An 18,345-nucleotide genomic window follows, 5' to 3' on the forward strand; every position below is an offset into this window, starting at 1 on the left:
TTCAGTGGCTCGCAATGACGAAGTTAGAATTTCCCAATCCGCTTAATTTCCCAATTCAATTTAATCCCACTATCTTCAAATACTTTCTGCTGGACGAAATTACCTAGATCCTCTAACTCCTTAGCAGTAGCATTTCCATTGTTTATCATAAAGTTACAATGAAGTTCTGAGATAGAAGCGTTGCCTATTCTATAGCCTCTAAGTCCTGCTTTGTCAATAAGCTGCCACGATTTAAATCTTTCCGGATTTGCAAAAGTACTACCGCCGGTACGCTCTTTAATTGGTTGCGTTGATGATCTTGCAGCATTTATTTCATTCATCCGCACTAATATATCTTCACTATTACCTTTAGTAACTTTAAAAACAGCTTTGAGAATAATTAAATCTTTTGGCAAATTATTACCACGATATTTAAAGCCAATTTCTTCATTTGTAAATGTTCGAAAATTTCCCGCAAAGTCAATTGTTTCAATTCTAACTAAAATATCTTTAAATTCACAGCCATAAGCTCCGGCATTCATCGCAACACCGCCGCCAATAGTGCCAGGGATGCCGACTAAAAACTCAAAGCCACTAATAGCATTTACCTGACAAAATTTAGCTAAACTAAAATTAAGGCAACTACTACCGATTATTAAATAATTATCATCCGTAAAATCGATATTACTAAAATTTTGACCAAGCTTTATCGTAACTCCCTCTATACCACCATCTCTTATGATAATATTTGAGCCAGCACCAAAAGTATTTATGGGTAATTTTTGTTTATTTTGCACTAAAAAGCTTGCTAAATCTTCGCTATCTACGGGCTTAAAAAATATTTCAGCATTACCGCCTACCTTAAACCATGTTAAATGTTTTAAGTTATAATCTTTCCTATATTCACCTTTTACTATAGGGAGATTCATGACAAATTACCAAATTTTTGTGGTAATTCATTTGCAAAATTCGAGATATTTCCTGCTCCCATCATAATAATCATATCACCAGGTGATGCTTTATTCATTATAACTTCTACACTATCATCTAATTTTGCTAAGAAATTTGCTTGATTATGATAATTGAGCTTAGTAATATTATCAATTAAACTTTGTCCACTAATACCCTCTATAGGGCTTTCACCTGACGCATATACATCTGTAATATAAAGTAAATCCGCATCATTAAAGCAACGCATGAAATCATCAAATAAATGCTGCATTCTTGAATATCTATGCGGCTGAAAAATAGCAATAACTTTACCATGCTGTTTATTTGCTATATTTTTTGCAGTAGATAATGTTGCCTTAATTTCTTCAGGATGATGAGCATAGTCGTCAATAACTGAAGCGTGATTATATTCAGCTACCTTAGTAAATCTCCTTTTCACTCCTTTAAAGTTGTTAAAGCCGTTTTTAATAGCTTTAATACCGAAATCTAATTCTACCCCTACACTAATTGCAGCAAGGCTATTTAAAATATTATGTCTTCCTGGAGTGGGAATAGTAATTTTTTCTATAATTGTAACACCGCTTACATTCGGTAAGGTGATTTTTACATCAAAGGTAGATGAGTTAATATCTGTACTAATATTAAATGCTGTAATATGAGCATCGTCAGAATCAATACCATAAGTGATAACTTTCCGCTCAGTAATATTATTTACCAACTCACGTACGGTTTTATGGTCAATACAGCAAACAGCAAAACCATAAAAAGGTAAGTTCGTAATAAAGCTTCTAAAGGCATTAATTAACGTATCAAAATCTTTGTAATAATCTAAATGTTCCGGATCAATATTGGTTATTATTGCAATGGTCGACGGAATACTGATAAAAGTTGCATCTGATTCATCTGCTTCAGCAATTAAATAATTACTTGAACCAAGATATGCATTTGTTGATCTGTTATTAATAATACCGCCATTAATGACTGTAGGATGTAAACCAGCTGCCTCAAATAAGCAAGCAACTAAAGACGTGGTAGTAGTCTTACCATGCGAACCTGATACCGCTACTGAGCATTTTAACCTCATAAGCTCAGCAAGCATTTCTGCTCGTCTGATAATTGGAATTTTACGCTCCAAAGCTTCTTTTACTTCCGGATTATTTCGATTAATTGCCGAAGAAACAACAACATATGAGACATTTGTAATATTTTGTGGTGCATGACCAACAAATATTTTAATGCCATATGCTTCTAAACGTTTGGTATTATAATTTTCTGATAAATCAGAACCTTGCACCTTATAACCAAGATTATGTAATATTTCAGCAATGCCGCTCATTCCAACGCCGCCAATACCAATAAAATGTATAGTTTCTAAAGTTTGATTAGTTTTTTTTAATTCAAGTAACAGCATTTAAGTTAATTTTTAAAATTGAGTTGTGCATATATGGTTTTAGGGATTTTGTCAAGTACTATACTTTTTATGTCATTCCCGCAAAAGCGGGAATCCAGCATAAAGCGAGAGAAATCGAGCTTTTAATTTTAAAAACTTGCTGCTTTTATGTTTATTTTCCTGGATTCCCGCTTTTGCGGGAATGACATAAAAGACGGCTCTACCCTACTCCGCCCTATCAAATTTTGCTTCGGAGTAGTAATTGCCTTGCAAGCCGCCTACTTTTAGATCTATTAAAAACTTAGCTATTTCACCGTTTTCGACAAATTCAGCTACTGTTTCAATATTTAAATCTTCCGAGATTTTAATTAATCTTTCAACAAAATATCTACTTTGTACATCGCTTGTAATACTACGGACATATTTACCATCAATTTTTATAATATCTATAGGCAAACTTTGAAGTTGTTTAAAGGAAGTAAATCCTGAGCCGAAATCATCTAAAGCAAATTTACAACCAAACTTACGTAACTTATTGATAAATATGTTTATTTTATCATAATTCTCGTTAAAAGAAGTCTCGGTAATTTCGATAATTAAACGATCTCGAACATCATAAGTTCTTAATAAATTTTCTGCTATTTCCCATAAAGCTTCATCAGTTGTGCCAATATTCGAAATATTAACAGATAGCATTAAATTAGGATTGTTTGCAAGCTCATGAACACTCATTTCTAAAACAATCTGATCAATTACAAAAATTAATCCTTTATTTTCAGCAATAGGAATTATAGGACCAACAGAAATATAAGCACCATTCTCATCTGGTATGCGAAGCAAACATTCATAATAATGTACTTTCAAAGTCTTACGATCAATTATAGGCTGATAGGAAAAACGTATAGTTTTTTTAGCTAAAGCTTGCCTAAGCAAATTGAGCTGTAAATTAAACTTTTTTATATTCTCTAAATCATGGTCATCACGATTATATTCACGATAATAATAATTATTATTATTTTGTGAAAGTAACATGTTTAGTATTTTTTCAATCTCTTCTGCATTAGTACTTACTTTGGGAAACTCGGTGCTTGCAATATAACAATTTATATAAATTTCTGGTCGCTCCTCATTTATATAAAGTTGAGAAGATAAATATAACTTTCTGGCAAAACTTTTAATTAGATCAGAATCGGTAATATCTAATACAAATAATATGATATCCTTTTCTGTTTTCCTAAACTTTAAAGGAATATTTAGTTCCTTGCTTACATTTTCAATAATTCTTTCTAAATCCTGAATTATGAAATTTTTATTTGGTTCTATAAATGCAAATTCATCATAATTCAATAATTTACAAGCAAAACATACTCCTTTTCCTATTTTATCCATTTCAGCTTGTAAAACTTTATATTCCGTGATTAATTCTGACATTGCCATTTTGATAATAAAATTATATATTCTAACAAATACTAAGATATTTTTTCTATAAATAAAATAAAAATATGAGCAGAATAGACAGGATAACTAAAAGCTTAAGTGTGTTAAAACCACATTTTTGTGAAATAATAGACGAAAGTCATAAACATGCTAGTCATTATGACGGGATTCAAAGCCATATTAAAATAAAAATTTCGGCAGAAGTTTTACAAGGCAAAAGCCTAATCGTCAACCATCGTACTATTAATAGACTACTTGCTGATGAATTTCAAAATGGCTTACATGCTTTATCACTTGAGGTATTTTAAAATGAAAACAAATGATTTATTAAAAGTAGCCACAGGAGCTAGCAGCGTCCTCCATAAAGCAATAAATAATATAAAAGATAAAAGTTGCGAAGTGATTGAGGACAAAATACTTAAAGGTAATTATGTTACCAGGGAAGAATTTGAAAAATTACAAACCCTAGTAATAAAATTAAAGAAAGAAATAGCGGAGATGAAAGACAAATAATGCTTTTCCAATCATTGGAGTCTGAATTATAACACAGCCATTTTTTAAATATTATTGATTTTGGCTTTTAGTTTTTCAATTTCTTCTTTTGGTAATCCGGTTGATGTAGATATAACTTGTATAGCTTAATGCGATAAGATAGTGACTTAGAGTATGAGTTAGATTATACTAAATGAAAAACTTATGGCAAAGGCATATTCATACGATTTAAGAATACGAGTAATAAAAAGTTTAACAGATGGTAAAACAATAAAAGAGACTTCTGAGATATACTCTATTAGTAGGAAGACTATAATAGAATGGAAAAAATTAAAGAAACAAACCGGCGATATCAAAGCAAAAAGTGGTTATCATACAGGACATCGTAGAATAATAAGAGACATAGAGGGATTTAAAAAATTTATAGAATTAAATTTTGATAAAACCACCATGGAACTAGCTAACAACTGGAGTCAAAAAGTATCTGCAAGTACGATATCAAGATTGCTTAATAAATTAGGTTATAGTTATAAAAAAAACTTTTCTTCATCCCAAAAGAGATGTTGGTCTAAGGAATGAGTTTATATTGAAACTAAAAACTATAGACAAACAAGATTTAGTATTTATCGATGAATCTGGGATAGAAGATAATAGCTGTAGAGAACACGGGTGGAGCATTATCGGTCAAAGATGTTATGGTGAAAGGGTCTATCAATATAAATCACGGATTAGTATGATTGCTGGGGTGTCTGCCAAAGATATTATTGCCCCAATAATATTTGATGGGACATGTAATAAGGACATTTTTGAAACTTATGTACAAGAGATATTGATTAAAGAGTTAAAGCCTGGTCAGATAGTAGTAATGGATAATATTAATTTTCATAAAAGTACAAAAGTGAAAACGTTAATTGAATCTGTTGGTTGCAGTATTTTATTTTTACCAACTTACTCTCCTGATTTAAATCCTATTGAGCATTACTGGTTTAAAATCAAGAACGAAATAAGAAAAACTGTTTATAATTTTGAGCACTTTTTTGATGCGGTTTACTATGCTCTTGAAAAAGTCACTACCTTATCGCATTAAGCTATATGTCTACACCTGCAATCAATAAATTTTTTGCTATTTCTATATTTCTTTCAGCTTTACCTTTTTCAAAATGTTCTTCTAAGGTAATCTCTTCAGTTTGCTCAGCGAGTTTAGTTCTAATATATAAATCATAACCTTCATGAGTCATATTATGCATTTCAATAACATGATAAGCTTCTTTGACTTTATCGCTAGTGATATCTTCGGGTATATCTTTTTCCTCTACTGCACATTTAAATAAATGTAACCACTCATCTGCGACTGTTTCTAATTTTTCCTTATTAAATTTTCCAAGTTCAATAAATACATATGATAAGTCGTATAAATATTGTTTTTTGCTACTTGCCTCTATTGTTTTGTGATAACTAATATATGGTACTTCCTCATTAAATAGCTTATCTTTAATTAAAGATATAATAACTACTGGTAATAAATTCTTGTAAAGTAGACCTTTTTTAAGTTGACTAACATAAGCATGAGCAGAATAATATTGAGCTCGTTTTAAATAATCTGACTCATTCTTCTTTTGCATCTCGATTATATACCAGTTACCGGTTTCATCTTTTACTTTTAGATCAAATATAACTCTTTTTCCTAAATTTATTAAAGGTAGCTGCTCTATCGGAATATATTCAATTTCTTTTATTCTATACCCTTCAGGTAAATCAAGTATACTATTGATAAACTCTTTTAAGCGTTCTATATCGCTAAAAATTTTTTTAAACAAACTATCATTTGTTGGGTCTAAATATCTTTGCATATAAATATAAACTACTTATAGTTGTATTTTGTTTTGCCTTATAGCATAAAAATTCAACTTAGACAACACTTTCCCTAAAAAATCATATCTTTTGATCAGTTCTGATAGATACGATTACTGACATGCCTGGGATAAGATTGGCAACAGGTGCATCAAAATCTATTAAAACAGGTACACGCTGCACTATTTTAGTAAAATTACCGGTGGCATTATCGGGTGGGATTAAGGTAAATTTAGAACCGGTAGCAGGAGAAATATTGCGGATTTTTCCATAAAATGTTTTTTTAGGAATAGCATCAAATTGGATTTTCACTTTCATGCCTGACTGAAATTTCTTAATTTGTGTTTCCTTAAAATTAGCCTGAATGTACATTGAATTATCTTGTACTATGGAAAATAAGGCTCTACCAGGCGTTATATAATTTCCTACTTCTAAACTACTATTACCAAATACACCAGATACCGCAGCAATAAGCTTAGTGTTCTGCAAACTCCGTAAGGTAATTTTTTTATTCGCCTCTAATTCTTTCAGTTTTTCTTGTTCTGCAGCTTTTTCAAGCCCAAGGAGCTGTAAGTTTTGCCTTGAGATATCTATATCTAGCTGAGCTTGTTTGTAATCGGTTTTTGCTTTTTGATAAGCATTTTTAGAATCATCTAATGCTTTAATACTGGCAAACTTTGCCTTATTTAACTCTTGTACTCTAGTAAAATCAGTTGAAACAATATTAAAACTTGTGGTGGCAAGTTTTAGTTTTTCATTTGATTGCTCTAAGTTAACCTGCCCTATTGATATTTTTTGATCAATAATCTCTATATTTTTTTCTGAAGCTCCGATAGATGCCTCAAGTGCTGCAAGCTTGGCTTTATAGTCCCTATCATCGATTTCACCGATTAGATCACCTTTAGTAACTTTTGTGTTATTAGTCACTAATAAACTAGTTAAAACTCCATTAATTTCAGCACTAACATCTGAAATATCAGCATCAATATAAGCATTATCTGTTGATTCTGTATTTACCCAAACATAAATTTTATAACCTGAATAAATTATTACTATAAGGGCTATAATGATGATATATTTAGCAAATGGGTGATTTTTAAATTTCTGAATATTTTGTTTTAATACATCAAGCATAATTAATTGTTATTAAATTTATGTTTTAAGAAATAACAAAACGGGATAGAAAGAATATATATAACTGCAATAAATGGCAGTGCATACCATGGATATATTATAAGATTTATAATAACAACAGCGAATAAAATCATTGCAAGCGATAAATATTCAGGCTTAATACTTAAATTTTTTGTCGAAATCGTAGGGAGTCTGCTAGCAAGCAGAAAAGCTATAATAGCTAAATAGATGTTAATTGTTATAGTATGAATACGAACATTTATATTTAATAATGTACCGATTTCAAAATCTATCATTACAGGAACTAAGGCAAGTAAAGCACCACAAGGGGCAGGCACACCTGTAAAGAAATGCTCAGGTTTTTTATCTTGTTTTGGCTGATAAATACCTACATTAAACCTAGCAAGACGCAGAGCCATACATACTATGAATAGTAACATCACTGCTGAAGAAAATACTTTATATTCATATTGCTGAAAAGACCATAAATATATCAAATAAGCAGGTGCTATACCAAAATTAGCAAAATCACATAACGAATCAAGTTCTGCACCAAAAGGGCTAGTAGCATTTAGCATCCTTGCAATTCTTCCATCAATGCCATCAATAATTGCTGCTACTATAATGCAATATACCGCAATTTCCCATTTACTATCTAATGCAAATTTTACTGAACTCATCCCAGTTACTAAGCCAAGCAGAGTCACAAAGTTTGGTATTAATTTTATTATAGGTACAGGTTTAGATATTATAGTTTTACGAATTTTTAACAATGCGGATACTCAAGAATATGGTTTTATTATATTATAATGTCATTGCGAGCGAGCGTAGCGAGTGCGGCAATCTCAAGAGTTATACATTGCTTCATTAGATTGCCACGTGTGGCTTTGCCACTCCTCGCAATGACGGTTATTTCTACTTTCTTTCAAACTGTAATTCAGCTGTCTTTTTGCGTCCGAAATCTGCAATAATAGTTTCACCACCAATAGCAGTTTGCCCTTTACTTACTAATAAAGCTGTTTTTAAAGGTAGATACACATCAACTCTACTACCGAAACGAATTATACCATATCGCTCGCCTGCTTTAACTTCATTACTTTCTTCTAAATCACAAACTATACGTCTTGCTATTAATCCTGCAATTTGAACAAAAGCAATTTTCTGCCCCTGCTCTGTTTCCATTAATACAGATTGACGTTCGTTATAAACACTTGCTTTATCAAGAGAAGCATTAAAGAACTTTCCAGGATTATAATGTAATGCTAAAATTTTACCATTTGCCGGAATTCTATTCACATGCACGTTAAAGATATTTAGGAAAATACTAACTCTAATCATTTCAACATCACCAAGCCCTAACTCTGTTGGCGGTAAAGCTTCTTTAATTTCTTGAATTACTCCATCTGCAGGGCTTATTACCAAATCATTACCTATCGGTACGAAACGATCGGGATTACGGAAAAAATAAATACACCAAGCAGTAGCAATAAATCCCATACAACCAAGCTTCTCGTTAAAAGAAGCAAGTAAGAAGCTTACTAATGCAAAACTAGCAATAAATATGTAACCTTCGCGGTGAATAATTTTAAATAAGTCGTTATATTGTTTCATTTTAATCTCTATAGTTATTATATTTTTTTTGATGTTGATAGCGTACGTGGATCGGTTTTTCGTCATTGCGGGGAAATTACAAAGTAATTGTACCTACGCAAATGCTAATTCATAGCATTTTTTATTATTTTCTAGATGCCGTGATCAAGCCACGGCATAACACCGAAAGTAGTTTTCGATTCACACAACAACGCCACCACAGGATGATGCATTCATAAGCTGATAATTTATGCTTGTTCTGCTTTATTATCTTCATCATCATTTTCATCTTCATCATTACTTGTAGTTTGAGATTCTTGGGCAGTACCAAGAGCATAAACACACAAATCTTCAAACGATACATTATTTTTTTTCGAAAGATCATATAACTGTTTTACTGCGTCCATAACAGCATCAGGAATAGTACCGCCTCGCTCATCTGATAACCATTTTGCTTGGAACTGCAATGGGTGATGTCCATCTTGTGGGGTACCTACATAAATAGCAAAATCAGCCTCTTGTCCTCCAAAGTTAGCTTTAATGTTGAATTTTTTCATAATACGATTACAGACATAATTAACATGCTTAATTATTATATCTTAATGCTAAAAATGCAAATTTAAAATAATGTTTTGCTTAAGATTTTTTTAATTCTCTAGTAATGTAACGATTTGAGTATATAAATTTATCACTAGAATCTACAACTATGCCACCTGCTTCTTTAATAAAAAGATCAAAAGAATAATATAATGTAAAATTTAATAATGGTAAATATATTAAATCCGCCTTGCCTGATGCTAAAAGCATTGCTGCATAACAGGGAGAACCAAAAGTTCTACTGTTATTAGTTTCTTGAAAGTTATTGTTTTTTAAATCTTCAATAATTGTTAGACAATTTTCCAAATTAGCGTTATCAGAAACTCTTAACCTTAAACCTTTATGATTAGAACCTAAATCATTTTTTTCTACCCAAGCCCCTCTACCCTTTTCAGCATAATAAATCTCATTAAGAATTGGAAAATATATAATAGTAGAAACAGGTGTTAGACCATCTTGATTTTGCTTCAGACAAGTTATTGATACAGCAAAAAAAGGAAGACTTCTAGCAAAATTATTTGGACTATCTATAGGATTTACTAAAAAAACAGTTTCATAATTATTGTTGGGATCAAATGGATCTTCAGGAAAAAATAAATATTTCGTATGTTTTTGTAATTCCTCACATAACAAAGTTTTTAGTCTTAAATAAGATCGCTTACAAAATTCTTCATTTCTAATATGATTTTTCTGAAGCATTTCAAGCTCTAAAAAATCTCTATGCACAAACTTAACTGCTTTACGCAGTGAATTGATTAATAAATTAGTTATAGGCTGCATTTAGTTTTTAGCCCTTTCAACATAGGTTAAATCTTCAGTCTTAACAACAATTTTTTCACCTATTGCTAGATATTGAGGTACTTTTACCTTAACACCATTTGCAAGGGTAGCTGGTTTGTATGAAGCGGTAGCAGTTGCTCCTTTTATTACCGGATCAGTTTCAATAATTTCTAGTATAACTGTTGCAGGGAGCTCAATACTTAAAGGTTTTTCACTATAAAACTCAACTTTAACAATCATATTTTCAGTTAAAAAAGGTAACTTTTCATCTAAAATTTCTTTGCTTACACTTATCTGCTCAAAGGTCTGATTATCCATCAATACTATATTATTATCTTCAAAATATAAAAATTGATAGTCTTTTTGTTCAAGTTCAGCTTTTTCTAAGTGATCTGAAGAACTAAATCTTTCGTTACGCTTTGTGCCAGTTTTTAGATTTTTCATCTCAACTTGTACATAAGCACCGCCCTTTCCAGGCTGAGTATGCTCAGGTTGTTTGCTTACGACCCATAAATAGTTTTTATAAACTAATATATTACCTGTTCTAATTGAATTTGCTGAAATTTTCATATATTATTACACTTAAACCTACTTTAAAAAAATATAAATATACAAATTATTTCCTTTAAAAACAAGAATTTAATCTTATGAGTGCAAACATATTAATAGTAGACGATATAGAAACGAATATTAAATTACTAGAAGCAAAGCTTTTAAATGAGTATTATACTGTTTTTAAAGCAAATAGCGGCAAAGAGGCTTTAGATATTCTAAAAAAAGAGAAAGTTGATATAGTACTTCTTGATGTTATGATGCCTGAGATGGATGGATTTGAAGTATGCAAAAAAATTAAATCTGATCCTGAAACTACCCATATTCCTGTAGTAATGGTAACTGCTCTTTCTGATGTGGATGATCGTGTCAAAGGGTTAGAGGCTGGTGCAGATGAGTTTTTGACAAAGCCAATTAATGATAATGCTCTTTTTATAAGAATTAAATCATTATCAAGAATGAAGAGCTTAATTGATGAGTTAAAAGTTCGCAATAGTACTAATGCATTACTTGGTGGTGTTAATATTGAAATACATGATAATTTTGCAGATAAAAAAATATTGCTAATTAACGATGACGTAGTACAAGCTAAGAACATAAAACAAATGTTGCTTAAAATTACATCGAACGTAAAAGTAATAAGTAATTCCGAAGAGACAGATACTATAAATGAATATAAACCTGATCTAATAGTAATTAGTAGTACCCTTGAAAATGAAGATCCTTTAAGAGTAGGAGCTATTTTAAGAGGCAAACCGGAAATAAGAGGAGTAATATTAATTTTACAAATTTATGAAGATGAAAATGGAAACGAAAATCAAATGCAATTAGTTATGAAAGGATTTGAACTTGGCATTAATGATTATTTTGTTTATCCTATTGATGAAAGTGAGCTAGCTGCAAGAATTAAAACCCAATTAAGACGTAAGCAATATCAAGATAATTTACGTAATGATTTAGAACAAAGCGTAAATTTAGCAGCTAAAGACGGATTAACAGGTTTATTTAATCGCCGTTATTTTGATGTACACATTAAGCAGATGGTCGAAAAGGCTAATAAAGAGGACATAAAATTATATTTGCTTATGTGCGATATCGATAATTTTAAGCATGTAAATGATACTTATGGACACCAAGCAGGAGATAAAGTTTTAATAACCACTTCTCGTATTTTAAAAAATACCTTTAGAGTAACTGATTTAATAGCAAGATTTGGTGGTGAAGAATTTACTATACTTTTAAATGATATAAATATTGACCAAGCAATATATACAGCAGAGCGAGTTAGAGTTAAAATAGAAAGCATGAACTTTCAAATAGACGAACAAGAAGAACCTTTAAAAAAGACTGTATCTATAGGGGTCACAGAATATAAAAAAGGTGAATCAATTGAAGATTTTATTGAACGCTCGGACAAAGCTATGTATGAAGCTAAAACAACTGGTAAAAATAAAGTTGTAAAACTATAATTATGAATAAAACTTATAAAAAACATCTTGCTTTACCTTATAGACCAGGCGTTGGTATGATGATATTAAACGCCGATAATAAAATATTTGTTGGTAAGCGAATAGATACTAAAATCTCTGCATGGCAAATGCCTCAAGGTGGAATAGTACCTGGCGAAACTCCAAGTATTGCAGCTATGCGTGAAATGCTAGAAGAAATAGGAAGTAGCAAGGGCTATATAATTGCTGAAAGTAAATGCTGGTATAGTTACGATGTACCAAGTTTTTTAATTCCTAAATTATGGAATGGTAATTTTCGTGGGCAAAAACAACGTTGGTTCTTAATTAGATTCACCGGCACTAATGAAGATATTAACATAAATACTCTTAACCCAGAATTTGACGAGTGGCGTTGGGCATCACTTGACGAATTACTATCAATCATTATTCCATTCAAACGTAAGCTCTACCAAGCGGTAGTTAAAGAATTCGAGTCATTGATTCAGTAGTCTGCACTATATTGCGGTTTAATCTATGTGGATAAATTTTTAAGAGTCTTCCCAATTAAGTGTGTAAACTTTTTCAAAGGACTAGATTCTATCTTCAAATTTTATTAAAAAATGAGCCATAGCCGCATTCCAATTTGGCATAGGCATTGACCATTTTTTGGTCATGTAATCAATTGCTAAATATAAGCTGCAATAGTTGAGATTTTATCTTACATTTAGTAAAATAAATTAATTATTAAATGGAGATAAGAAATGAACTTAAATCAAAAAATAATAAAGCCAAAATTAGGATTACTAGAACTCGCTAAGAGTCTTGGTAGCATATCATCAGCATGTAAAGCGATGGGCTATAGCAGAGATAGTTATTACAGATTTAAAGAACTGTATGAAACTGGTGGTGAAGAAGCGTTGTATGAGATTAGCTGGAAGAAGCCAATAATAGCCAATAGAGTTGATCCAGCGATAGAGAAGGCAGTAATGGATATGGCAATAGAATATCCAGCATATGGTCAGCTAAGAGTATCAAATGAGCTTAAGAAGAGCGGTATACTTGTATCACCTGGAGGAGTGAGATCAATTTGGTTACGTAATGATTTAAACAATATCAATAAAAGGCTTAAAGCATTAGAAGCAAGGATGGCTCAGGATGGTATTGTACTTACTGAATCTCAGTTACAAGTACTAGAGAAACGACGTAGCGAAAAAGAAGCCCATGGCGAGATTGAGACACAGCATCCAGGTTATCTAGGATGCCAAGATACATATTATGTAGGAAATTTTAAGGGTATAGGTAAGGTTTATTCTCAGGTATTTATTGATAGCTATAGCAGAGTAGCTGATGCTAAACTATATACTGATAAAACAGCTTTAACTGCTGCTGATATGCTTAATGACCGCGTGTTACCATGGTATGAAACTCAAGGCATACAATACTTCGTATTCTGACAGATCGCGGGTCAGAATATAAGGGAAATATAGAGCATCATGCTTTTGAATTATTTCTAAGTATCGAAGGTATAGAACATACTATTACTAAAGCATATTCTCCTCAAACAAATGGTATGTGTGAACGTTTTAATAAAACTATGACACAAGAATTCTTTGATACAGCTATGCGGAAAAGGATCTACACTGATCTTGATGATTTACAATTAGATCTTGATATTTGGTTAGAGCATTTCAATAATGAGCGACCACATTCAGGAAAATATTGTTATGGTAAAACGCCTATGCAAACTTTTAAGGATAGTAAGAAATTAGCTATTGAAAAGAACAATGAAATCTTATATCTTGAATACTCATCTGACAGTCATAATTTATCAGATATTCAGATATAATTTTTATAGTGTCTGTAAGATCAAATCTTGACTTCTACAACTGAAGCCGTAACTGAAGTAGTTTTACTAGACGACGTACTAACATTACTAAATCCCACAGTTGGTACAGATACTAAGTACGTTGCCATAGTTTGCCCTGATAAGGCTAAACTAATCAAAAACACCAAATATTTTATTCGCATACTATCTCACCTAAATCAATTATTGGATCATTTGAATCTTTATTAACTGGTATACTAAAATGGCAACATTTACTATTTTCTACATTTTCATTACAGACAGAACCATTTAATACTTCAAGATTTTTGATATCATTTATATAAACCTTTCCATTATAACCAACAAATAACTCTTCATCTATTCCCTCAAATAGTAACATTGCTATCAAGCGGCATGAAATGTTTATTACTATCGAATACTGTCATTTCCACACTTCTAACAATTTTAATACCAAAATCTAATTTTACTGCCGATTTTGTTTTCGGTGCAATATTTAATGCAATATCGGAAAACTCAGTATTAAGAGGTAGTTTTTCATCATCTAACCTTATTTCAGATGGAACATAAGGAGTTACGTTTGGAATAAGTATTTTACCCTGATCATCTGTATAACCAACTAGTTGATTATTATTATAAACTCCAACATCTTTCATATCGCTTACTTTAACTAAGGCAATACCTCCAGTAATTGGTCTTGTCATATAATAATTCTTATCAATAGAGACAACACTGCCTTGAATATTAAATTGTTTAGTTGTTGATGCATCATTTTTATATAAATAGAGTCCCATATCATTATGTTCACCATTACGATTAACTTGTACGTTATAATTTGTATTTTTAGCTTTAATTAAATTAGCACTATATCCCCAACCAAGATTTGAAGAGATAGGTGATGAAAAGCCAAGTTGTTTAATATGATACTTATTTTGATATGAATCGATAAGTAAGACACTTCTATTATTGTCTAGATTTAAATTAAAGGAAAGATAAGCAAAATTACCGTTATGCCTATCCTTTAAATCTGTACCTATAGTAAAGTTTAAGACGCCTCTTTTGGTAATATTTTTTTGATAAGTTGCTGATATAATATTTGATCTCTTATTTTTGAGTGTACCTTTTATAGCATAAGTTAAAAAATTTATACTTATATTACCAATATCGCCATTACCATAACTTGCTGAGATTTGATATCTTAAATTTGAATAGGTTTTATTAGGATAGTTATACACGTCTCTATAATTCTTATTATTCCAATCTAAATTACTATTAAAATCAAAATATTCTGATTCATAAGTATATCCGCAGTTAACTCTTTGAGAATGTCCAAAATTTTTGATATTACTTGCTAGAGAAAACCCAGCAACTCCGTAATTACCAATTTTAAAATTACTGGTTGTACCAACAGTTCCATTATTTTTCAAAAATTCAAAATGTCCGCCGCTTGTTAAATAATCATTTATACCAAGCATATAATCCGTATTAAGAATTAAATATTTATAATCATTACTCTTAATAGTAAAATTTTGTCTTTGAAAACCTGTTTCATACGAAAAATCTGAAAGTCCAGGACGTAGTAAGCTCGGGGTTGCATAATAAGGAATAGTAATTGTTTCGATTTTACCAGTTATATCCTGCGTTTTAACTATTAAATCCCCCCTACCCGTAATAACCGGAATATTGCTTATATCAAAATCCCCCATTCTAGCTTTTGCATTATATATAGAAATATTATTCGAAAATAACTCAACACTACTAGGAAGCTCTGATTTTCCTCTAAAGTCAAGTAAGGGATAAGTGATTAAATTTGGTCGCACAGAAAAATTAGTTGCATATTGAATTCCAGCAAATCTAGTTGAATTAGACCAAATAGCAGGTTTTGTAAAACTATCACCCACTCGCCAATTGGTCATTTTATTTTCATCTTCATATGTCCAATTAGTTTCTAAACGAGTAAATTTATTATAGTTTTTTTGAGCATTCCTTACTTTGGAAAAGTTTGAGTTAACGGCTTTGCTTTGAAGTAAAAAGCTATAACTATATACGCCGTTTTCAGTTGCATAATCTAGTTCCTCTACCCCTGCTAGATAATTACTATGATCATCTTGAGTTAAGGGTAAGATTATAATTGAAATACGCTCCATTAATTAGCTTATTATCAACTTCTTTAATAGGCATATCAGTAGCATTAAATGATTGACCTTGCATTTTTTCGGTAGGAAAAATGATATCTAAATCTAAATTTTCATGATTTAAATTATATTTTGTACCTACAAGTAAATCTAAATTTATGTATTGTATATCATGGTAAGTCACTAAACTTTGTTTTAGATATTCTTCTTGTACATTAAAATGCTCTATATCTTCAAGCGGGATTAGATAATTTCTTTGCTTATTCTGCACAATTGTAGGAAATACATCAGTCTTTACATAATTTACTTTTAATGAAACAATTAATTCACTATCATTTGTAATTTCTGCATAGCTTAATGAATTAAATAAAATAATACCTATAAATAATGATATTATTTTATATAAAAAGCACATGGCTTTGATTTATTTAAATTAAAAATTTTTAGCCGGAAATTGTTATGGGTTCGTTAAATTCGACAATAAAATCTACTGTTGAAGTGATAGTATCATCTATTTTTACTTTATGTGCTAATTCTTTTACAGAAATTCGGTAAGCATTTTCTGTCGTAGAAATATTTTCTTTACCTTTCACAGCAATTCTTATTAATTGCATTTTACCACCTTGCACCTTGAACATTAAAGGTGTTGCTACTAAATCTTTTGTCTCTACATATTCTTCTTTACCATCCTTGTGTTCTTTTTTTAATACTGTTAACTGAAAACTTCTTTCCATCAAATCATTATTTTGCAATGTCATGGTTGCTACTTTATTGTTTTTATTAATATCTATTTTTACCGGCATAATAGTAAAATTAGCAGCAGAGGATAGATTTGAAAATAATATCAGTAAAAAAATCACCAAATTAAAATATTTTTTTAACATATGACCTTATAATTATTAAGTTTAGATATTTATGGAACTGTTATGCTTACTCCGATTTGATCGGTATAAGCATCTGCTGGTGCTGTTGTTTGACCTGAGGGTATACGACCCCATAAACAGTATAGGTTTGAGCAAGCCCTGTACCTGTTCCTTGCGGTGAATCATTGTTATTTGCATTATTTCCCCAATTAATAGTTCTAGCAGAATCAGAATAAATAAAATAATTAAGGGTACTACTAGTAACAGTCCCTTGCATTTTACGAGCAGTAGTAGAAGTACCATGCTGACCTTGATCTAATTTTACATGATAAGATGTGCCAGTAGTACAAATTACACTAATAGTACTTGTTTTATCACTATTAGACTGAGAGGTGTAGGGGTCAAAATTTAAGGGGGTTGCTGTAACTGTACATGACGGCAAAACTGTTGCAGTAACTGCAAAATTTGTTGTAGCAGTAGCGAAAATTTTACTACTATTTAGTATTAAAATACCAATAGCAATAATATTAAGTAAGATCTTAAGGTTATTCCTCATAAATATCCTAAATTTTAATGTCCCCCTTCGGGGATCAAAAATCCCTCGCCTTTAGGCGAAGGGAAGATATAATGAAATTGCTTTAGCAATGAATTTATATCAAGAAATATGAGAAGTTATAGAAAGAATAGTCATAGTCAGTATGATTTAAAAGTGTATCTTATATGGATACCAAAATATAGGAAGAGAATATTGATAGGCAAAGTATCGGAAAGGACTAGAGATTTACTGAGGCAGATTTGTATGGAACATGAAGTACATATAATTTCAGGGAAAATATCATGTGATCACGTACATATGTTTATCTCATATAAGCCGCAAATATCTCTTAGCAAGTTAGTACAGTATTTAAAAGGCATTAGCTCAAGAATTTTATTGCAAGAATTTACTCATTTACGAAAACAATTTTGGGGCAATCATTTGTGGGCTAGGGGCTATATGGCAGTCAGTTCAGGTAATATAACTGATGAAATGATACAGCACTATATTGATGAACAGGAAGGTGAACCTGTGAATGATGATCGATTTCTAATCGATTCCACTTTATAACCCCTCAGCTTATAGCTGAGGGTTGTTTAGTTAAAAATAATTAATTTCTATTATTTATTTTTTATAAATCTTAACAATTTTACAAGAATAGTTTAAAAAATAGTTATATTTTAAATAAAATTTATGATATTTTTCCCACAGAGTTTTTAAAGTCATAAACTTGTTTTATTTTATATCTATTCTATTACTAATTAAAAA

At 30.9% G+C, this 18,345-nt stretch carries 21 protein-coding genes and 1 pseudogene; 7 read left to right on the forward strand and 15 right to left on the reverse strand.

Annotated features, from left to right (window positions below; genetic code table 11):
- Positions 1–23: 23 nt before the first annotated feature.
- From murB to ACICQC_RS04965, 3 genes are all read right to left on the reverse strand, one after another.
- Positions 24–908, reverse strand: a complete 885-nt coding sequence (murB, locus tag ACICQC_RS04955; protein ID WP_395477614.1) for a UDP-N-acetylmuramate dehydrogenase — start codon at positions 906–908, stop codon at positions 24–26.
- A complete protein-coding gene (gene murC, locus ACICQC_RS04960; protein WP_395477615.1) occupies positions 905–2,341 on the reverse strand; it encodes a UDP-N-acetylmuramate--L-alanine ligase in 1,437 nt (478 codons plus the stop codon). The genes murB and murC overlap by 4 nt, the downstream gene beginning before the upstream one ends.
- Before the next feature lie 204 nt (positions 2,342–2,545).
- On the reverse strand, positions 2,546–3,766 hold the full coding sequence (locus ACICQC_RS04965) for an EAL domain-containing protein (protein ID WP_395477653.1): 1,221 nt from the start codon (positions 3,764–3,766) through the stop codon (positions 2,546–2,548).
- Between the two features lie 56 nt (positions 3,767–3,822).
- On the opposite strand from ACICQC_RS04965, the gene ACICQC_RS04970 reads away from it, so the two are divergent.
- The 3 genes from ACICQC_RS04970 to ACICQC_RS04980 all read left to right on the forward strand — a co-directional run bounded on the left by ACICQC_RS04970 (position 3,823) and on the right by ACICQC_RS04980 (position 5,336).
- Entirely contained in the window at positions 3,823–4,065 is a 243-nt protein-coding gene (locus ACICQC_RS04970; RefSeq protein WP_395477616.1) for a BolA family protein, read from the forward strand.
- A 1-nt stretch (position 4,066) separates the two neighbouring features.
- A complete protein-coding gene (locus ACICQC_RS04975; RefSeq protein ID WP_395477618.1) occupies positions 4,067–4,270 on the forward strand; it encodes a hypothetical protein in 204 nt (67 codons plus the stop codon).
- A 183-nt stretch (positions 4,271–4,453) separates the two neighbouring features.
- Positions 4,454–5,336, forward strand: a protein-coding gene (locus tag ACICQC_RS04980) for an IS630 family transposase (protein ID WP_395477619.1) whose coding sequence is annotated in 2 segments (ribosomal slippage) — positions 4,454–4,780 and positions 4,782–5,336 — 882 coding nt in all. Because the reading frame shifts where the segments join, the coding sequence is not laid out codon by codon here.
- Position 5,337: 1 nt separating this feature from the next.
- Here ACICQC_RS04980 and ACICQC_RS04985 read toward each other — a convergent pair.
- The 7 genes from ACICQC_RS04985 to efp form a co-directional block, all read right to left on the reverse strand.
- The gene (locus tag ACICQC_RS04985) at positions 5,338–6,099 is read right to left on the reverse strand and encodes an Rpn family recombination-promoting nuclease/putative transposase (RefSeq protein WP_395477620.1); all 762 of its coding nucleotides are present in this window, start codon (positions 6,097–6,099) and stop codon (positions 5,338–5,340) included.
- Positions 6,100–6,181: 82 nt separating this feature from the next.
- Positions 6,182–7,234 carry an HlyD family secretion protein gene (locus ACICQC_RS04990; protein ID WP_395477621.1) on the reverse strand — a complete coding sequence of 351 codons (1,053 nt, stop codon included), beginning with the start codon at positions 7,232–7,234 and terminating at the stop codon, positions 6,182–6,184.
- A 2-nt stretch (positions 7,235–7,236) separates the two neighbouring features.
- A complete protein-coding gene (gene pssA / locus ACICQC_RS04995) occupies positions 7,237–8,007 on the reverse strand; it encodes a CDP-diacylglycerol--serine O-phosphatidyltransferase (protein WP_011477629.1) in 771 nt (256 codons plus the stop codon).
- 142 nt (positions 8,008–8,149) lie between these two features.
- On the reverse strand, positions 8,150–8,845 hold the full coding sequence (locus ACICQC_RS05000) for a phosphatidylserine decarboxylase (RefSeq protein ID WP_395476220.1): 696 nt from the start codon (positions 8,843–8,845) through the stop codon (positions 8,150–8,152).
- A 227-nt stretch (positions 8,846–9,072) separates the two neighbouring features.
- Complete coding sequence (locus tag ACICQC_RS05005; protein ID WP_395476221.1) at positions 9,073–9,381, reverse strand: DUF2610 domain-containing protein; 309 nt, start codon at positions 9,379–9,381, stop codon at positions 9,073–9,075.
- A 79-nt stretch (positions 9,382–9,460) separates the two neighbouring features.
- Entirely contained in the window at positions 9,461–10,201 is a 741-nt protein-coding gene (locus tag ACICQC_RS05010) for an inositol monophosphatase family protein (protein ID WP_395476222.1), read from the reverse strand.
- On the reverse strand, positions 10,202–10,771 hold the full coding sequence (gene efp, locus ACICQC_RS05015) for an elongation factor P (RefSeq protein WP_395476223.1): 570 nt from the start codon (positions 10,769–10,771) through the stop codon (positions 10,202–10,204). It abuts the gene before it with no gap.
- A gap of 77 nt (positions 10,772–10,848) precedes the next feature.
- Between efp and ACICQC_RS05020 the strand changes: the two genes are divergently transcribed.
- From ACICQC_RS05020 to ACICQC_RS05030, 3 genes and pseudogenes are all read left to right on the forward strand, one after another.
- Positions 10,849–12,222, forward strand: coding sequence for a PleD family two-component system response regulator (locus ACICQC_RS05020; protein ID WP_395476224.1), 1,374 nt, complete (start codon positions 10,849–10,851; stop codon positions 12,220–12,222).
- Between the two features lie 2 nt (positions 12,223–12,224).
- Positions 12,225–12,710, forward strand: a complete 486-nt coding sequence (locus tag ACICQC_RS05025; protein ID WP_395476225.1) for an RNA pyrophosphohydrolase — start codon at positions 12,225–12,227, stop codon at positions 12,708–12,710.
- A gap of 252 nt (positions 12,711–12,962) precedes the next feature.
- A pseudogene (locus tag ACICQC_RS05030) lies at positions 12,963–14,047 on the forward strand (IS481 family transposase).
- Between the two features lie 172 nt (positions 14,048–14,219).
- On the opposite strand, the gene ACICQC_RS05035 reads toward ACICQC_RS05030, so the two are convergent.
- The 5 genes from ACICQC_RS05035 to ACICQC_RS05055 are packed head-to-tail and all read right to left on the reverse strand — an operon-like array spanning position 14,220 to position 17,598.
- The gene (locus tag ACICQC_RS05035; protein ID WP_395476226.1) at positions 14,220–14,426 is read right to left on the reverse strand and encodes a hypothetical protein; all 207 of its coding nucleotides are present in this window, start codon (positions 14,424–14,426) and stop codon (positions 14,220–14,222) included.
- Complete coding sequence (locus tag ACICQC_RS05040) at positions 14,413–16,191, reverse strand: fimbria/pilus outer membrane usher protein (protein WP_395476227.1); 1,779 nt, start codon at positions 16,189–16,191, stop codon at positions 14,413–14,415. Before ACICQC_RS05040 ends, ACICQC_RS05035 begins: the two co-directional genes overlap by 14 nt.
- Complete coding sequence (locus ACICQC_RS05045) at positions 16,148–16,594, reverse strand: hypothetical protein (protein ID WP_395476228.1); 447 nt, start codon at positions 16,592–16,594, stop codon at positions 16,148–16,150. Before ACICQC_RS05045 ends, ACICQC_RS05040 begins: the two co-directional genes overlap by 44 nt.
- A gap of 28 nt (positions 16,595–16,622) precedes the next feature.
- Complete coding sequence (locus tag ACICQC_RS05050; protein WP_395476229.1) at positions 16,623–17,063, reverse strand: molecular chaperone; 441 nt, start codon at positions 17,061–17,063, stop codon at positions 16,623–16,625.
- Positions 17,064–17,109: 46 nt separating this feature from the next.
- Entirely contained in the window at positions 17,110–17,598 is a 489-nt protein-coding gene (locus ACICQC_RS05055) for a spore coat U domain-containing protein (protein ID WP_395476230.1), read from the reverse strand.
- Positions 17,599–17,706: 108 nt separating this feature from the next.
- On the opposite strand from ACICQC_RS05055, the gene tnpA reads away from it, so the two are divergent.
- Positions 17,707–18,147, forward strand: coding sequence for an IS200/IS605 family transposase (gene tnpA, locus ACICQC_RS05060; protein ID WP_395476231.1), 441 nt, complete (start codon positions 17,707–17,709; stop codon positions 18,145–18,147).
- The last annotated feature ends 198 nt before the right edge of the window (positions 18,148–18,345 follow it).

It is taken from the genome of Rickettsia endosymbiont of Pantilius tunicatus (assembly GCF_964291875.1).
GTDB lineage: Bacteria > Pseudomonadota > Alphaproteobacteria > Rickettsiales > Rickettsiaceae > Rickettsia.

Excerpts from the sequence above, each read along its gene's own strand:
- murB (WP_395477614.1), bottom strand. The coding sequence starts at position 908 with ATGAATCTCCCTATAGTAAAAGGTGAATATAGGAAAGATTATAACTTA.
- murC (WP_395477615.1), bottom strand. The coding sequence starts at position 2,341 with ATGCTGTTACTTGAATTAAAAAAAACTAATCAAACTTTAGAAACTATA.
- ACICQC_RS04970 (WP_395477616.1), top strand. The coding sequence starts at position 3,823 with ATGAGCAGAATAGACAGGATAACTAAAAGCTTAAGTGTGTTAAAACCA.
- ACICQC_RS04975 (WP_395477618.1), top strand. The coding sequence starts at position 4,067 with ATGAAAACAAATGATTTATTAAAAGTAGCCACAGGAGCTAGCAGCGTC.
- ACICQC_RS04985 (WP_395477620.1), bottom strand. The coding sequence starts at position 6,099 with ATGCAAAGATATTTAGACCCAACAAATGATAGTTTGTTTAAAAAAATT.
- ACICQC_RS04990 (WP_395477621.1), bottom strand. The coding sequence starts at position 7,234 with ATGCTTGATGTATTAAAACAAAATATTCAGAAATTTAAAAATCACCCA.
- ACICQC_RS05000 (WP_395476220.1), bottom strand. The coding sequence starts at position 8,845 with ATGAAACAATATAACGACTTATTTAAAATTATTCACCGCGAAGGTTAC.
- ACICQC_RS05005 (WP_395476221.1), bottom strand. The coding sequence starts at position 9,381 with ATGAAAAAATTCAACATTAAAGCTAACTTTGGAGGACAAGAGGCTGAT.
- ACICQC_RS05010 (WP_395476222.1), bottom strand. The coding sequence starts at position 10,201 with ATGCAGCCTATAACTAATTTATTAATCAATTCACTGCGTAAAGCAGTT.
- efp (WP_395476223.1), bottom strand. The coding sequence starts at position 10,771 with ATGAAAATTTCAGCAAATTCAATTAGAACAGGTAATATATTAGTTTAT.
- ACICQC_RS05020 (WP_395476224.1), top strand. The coding sequence starts at position 10,849 with ATGAGTGCAAACATATTAATAGTAGACGATATAGAAACGAATATTAAA.
- ACICQC_RS05025 (WP_395476225.1), top strand. The coding sequence starts at position 12,225 with ATGAATAAAACTTATAAAAAACATCTTGCTTTACCTTATAGACCAGGC.
- ACICQC_RS05035 (WP_395476226.1), bottom strand. The coding sequence starts at position 14,426 with ATGTTACTATTTGAGGGAATAGATGAAGAGTTATTTGTTGGTTATAAT.
- ACICQC_RS05040 (WP_395476227.1), bottom strand. The coding sequence starts at position 16,191 with ATGGAGCGTATTTCAATTATAATCTTACCCTTAACTCAAGATGATCAT.
- ACICQC_RS05045 (WP_395476228.1), bottom strand. The coding sequence starts at position 16,594 with ATGTGCTTTTTATATAAAATAATATCATTATTTATAGGTATTATTTTA.
- ACICQC_RS05050 (WP_395476229.1), bottom strand. The coding sequence starts at position 17,063 with ATGTTAAAAAAATATTTTAATTTGGTGATTTTTTTACTGATATTATTT.
- ACICQC_RS05055 (WP_395476230.1), bottom strand. The coding sequence starts at position 17,598 with ATGAGGAATAACCTTAAGATCTTACTTAATATTATTGCTATTGGTATT.
- tnpA (WP_395476231.1), top strand. The coding sequence starts at position 17,707 with ATGAGAAGTTATAGAAAGAATAGTCATAGTCAGTATGATTTAAAAGTG.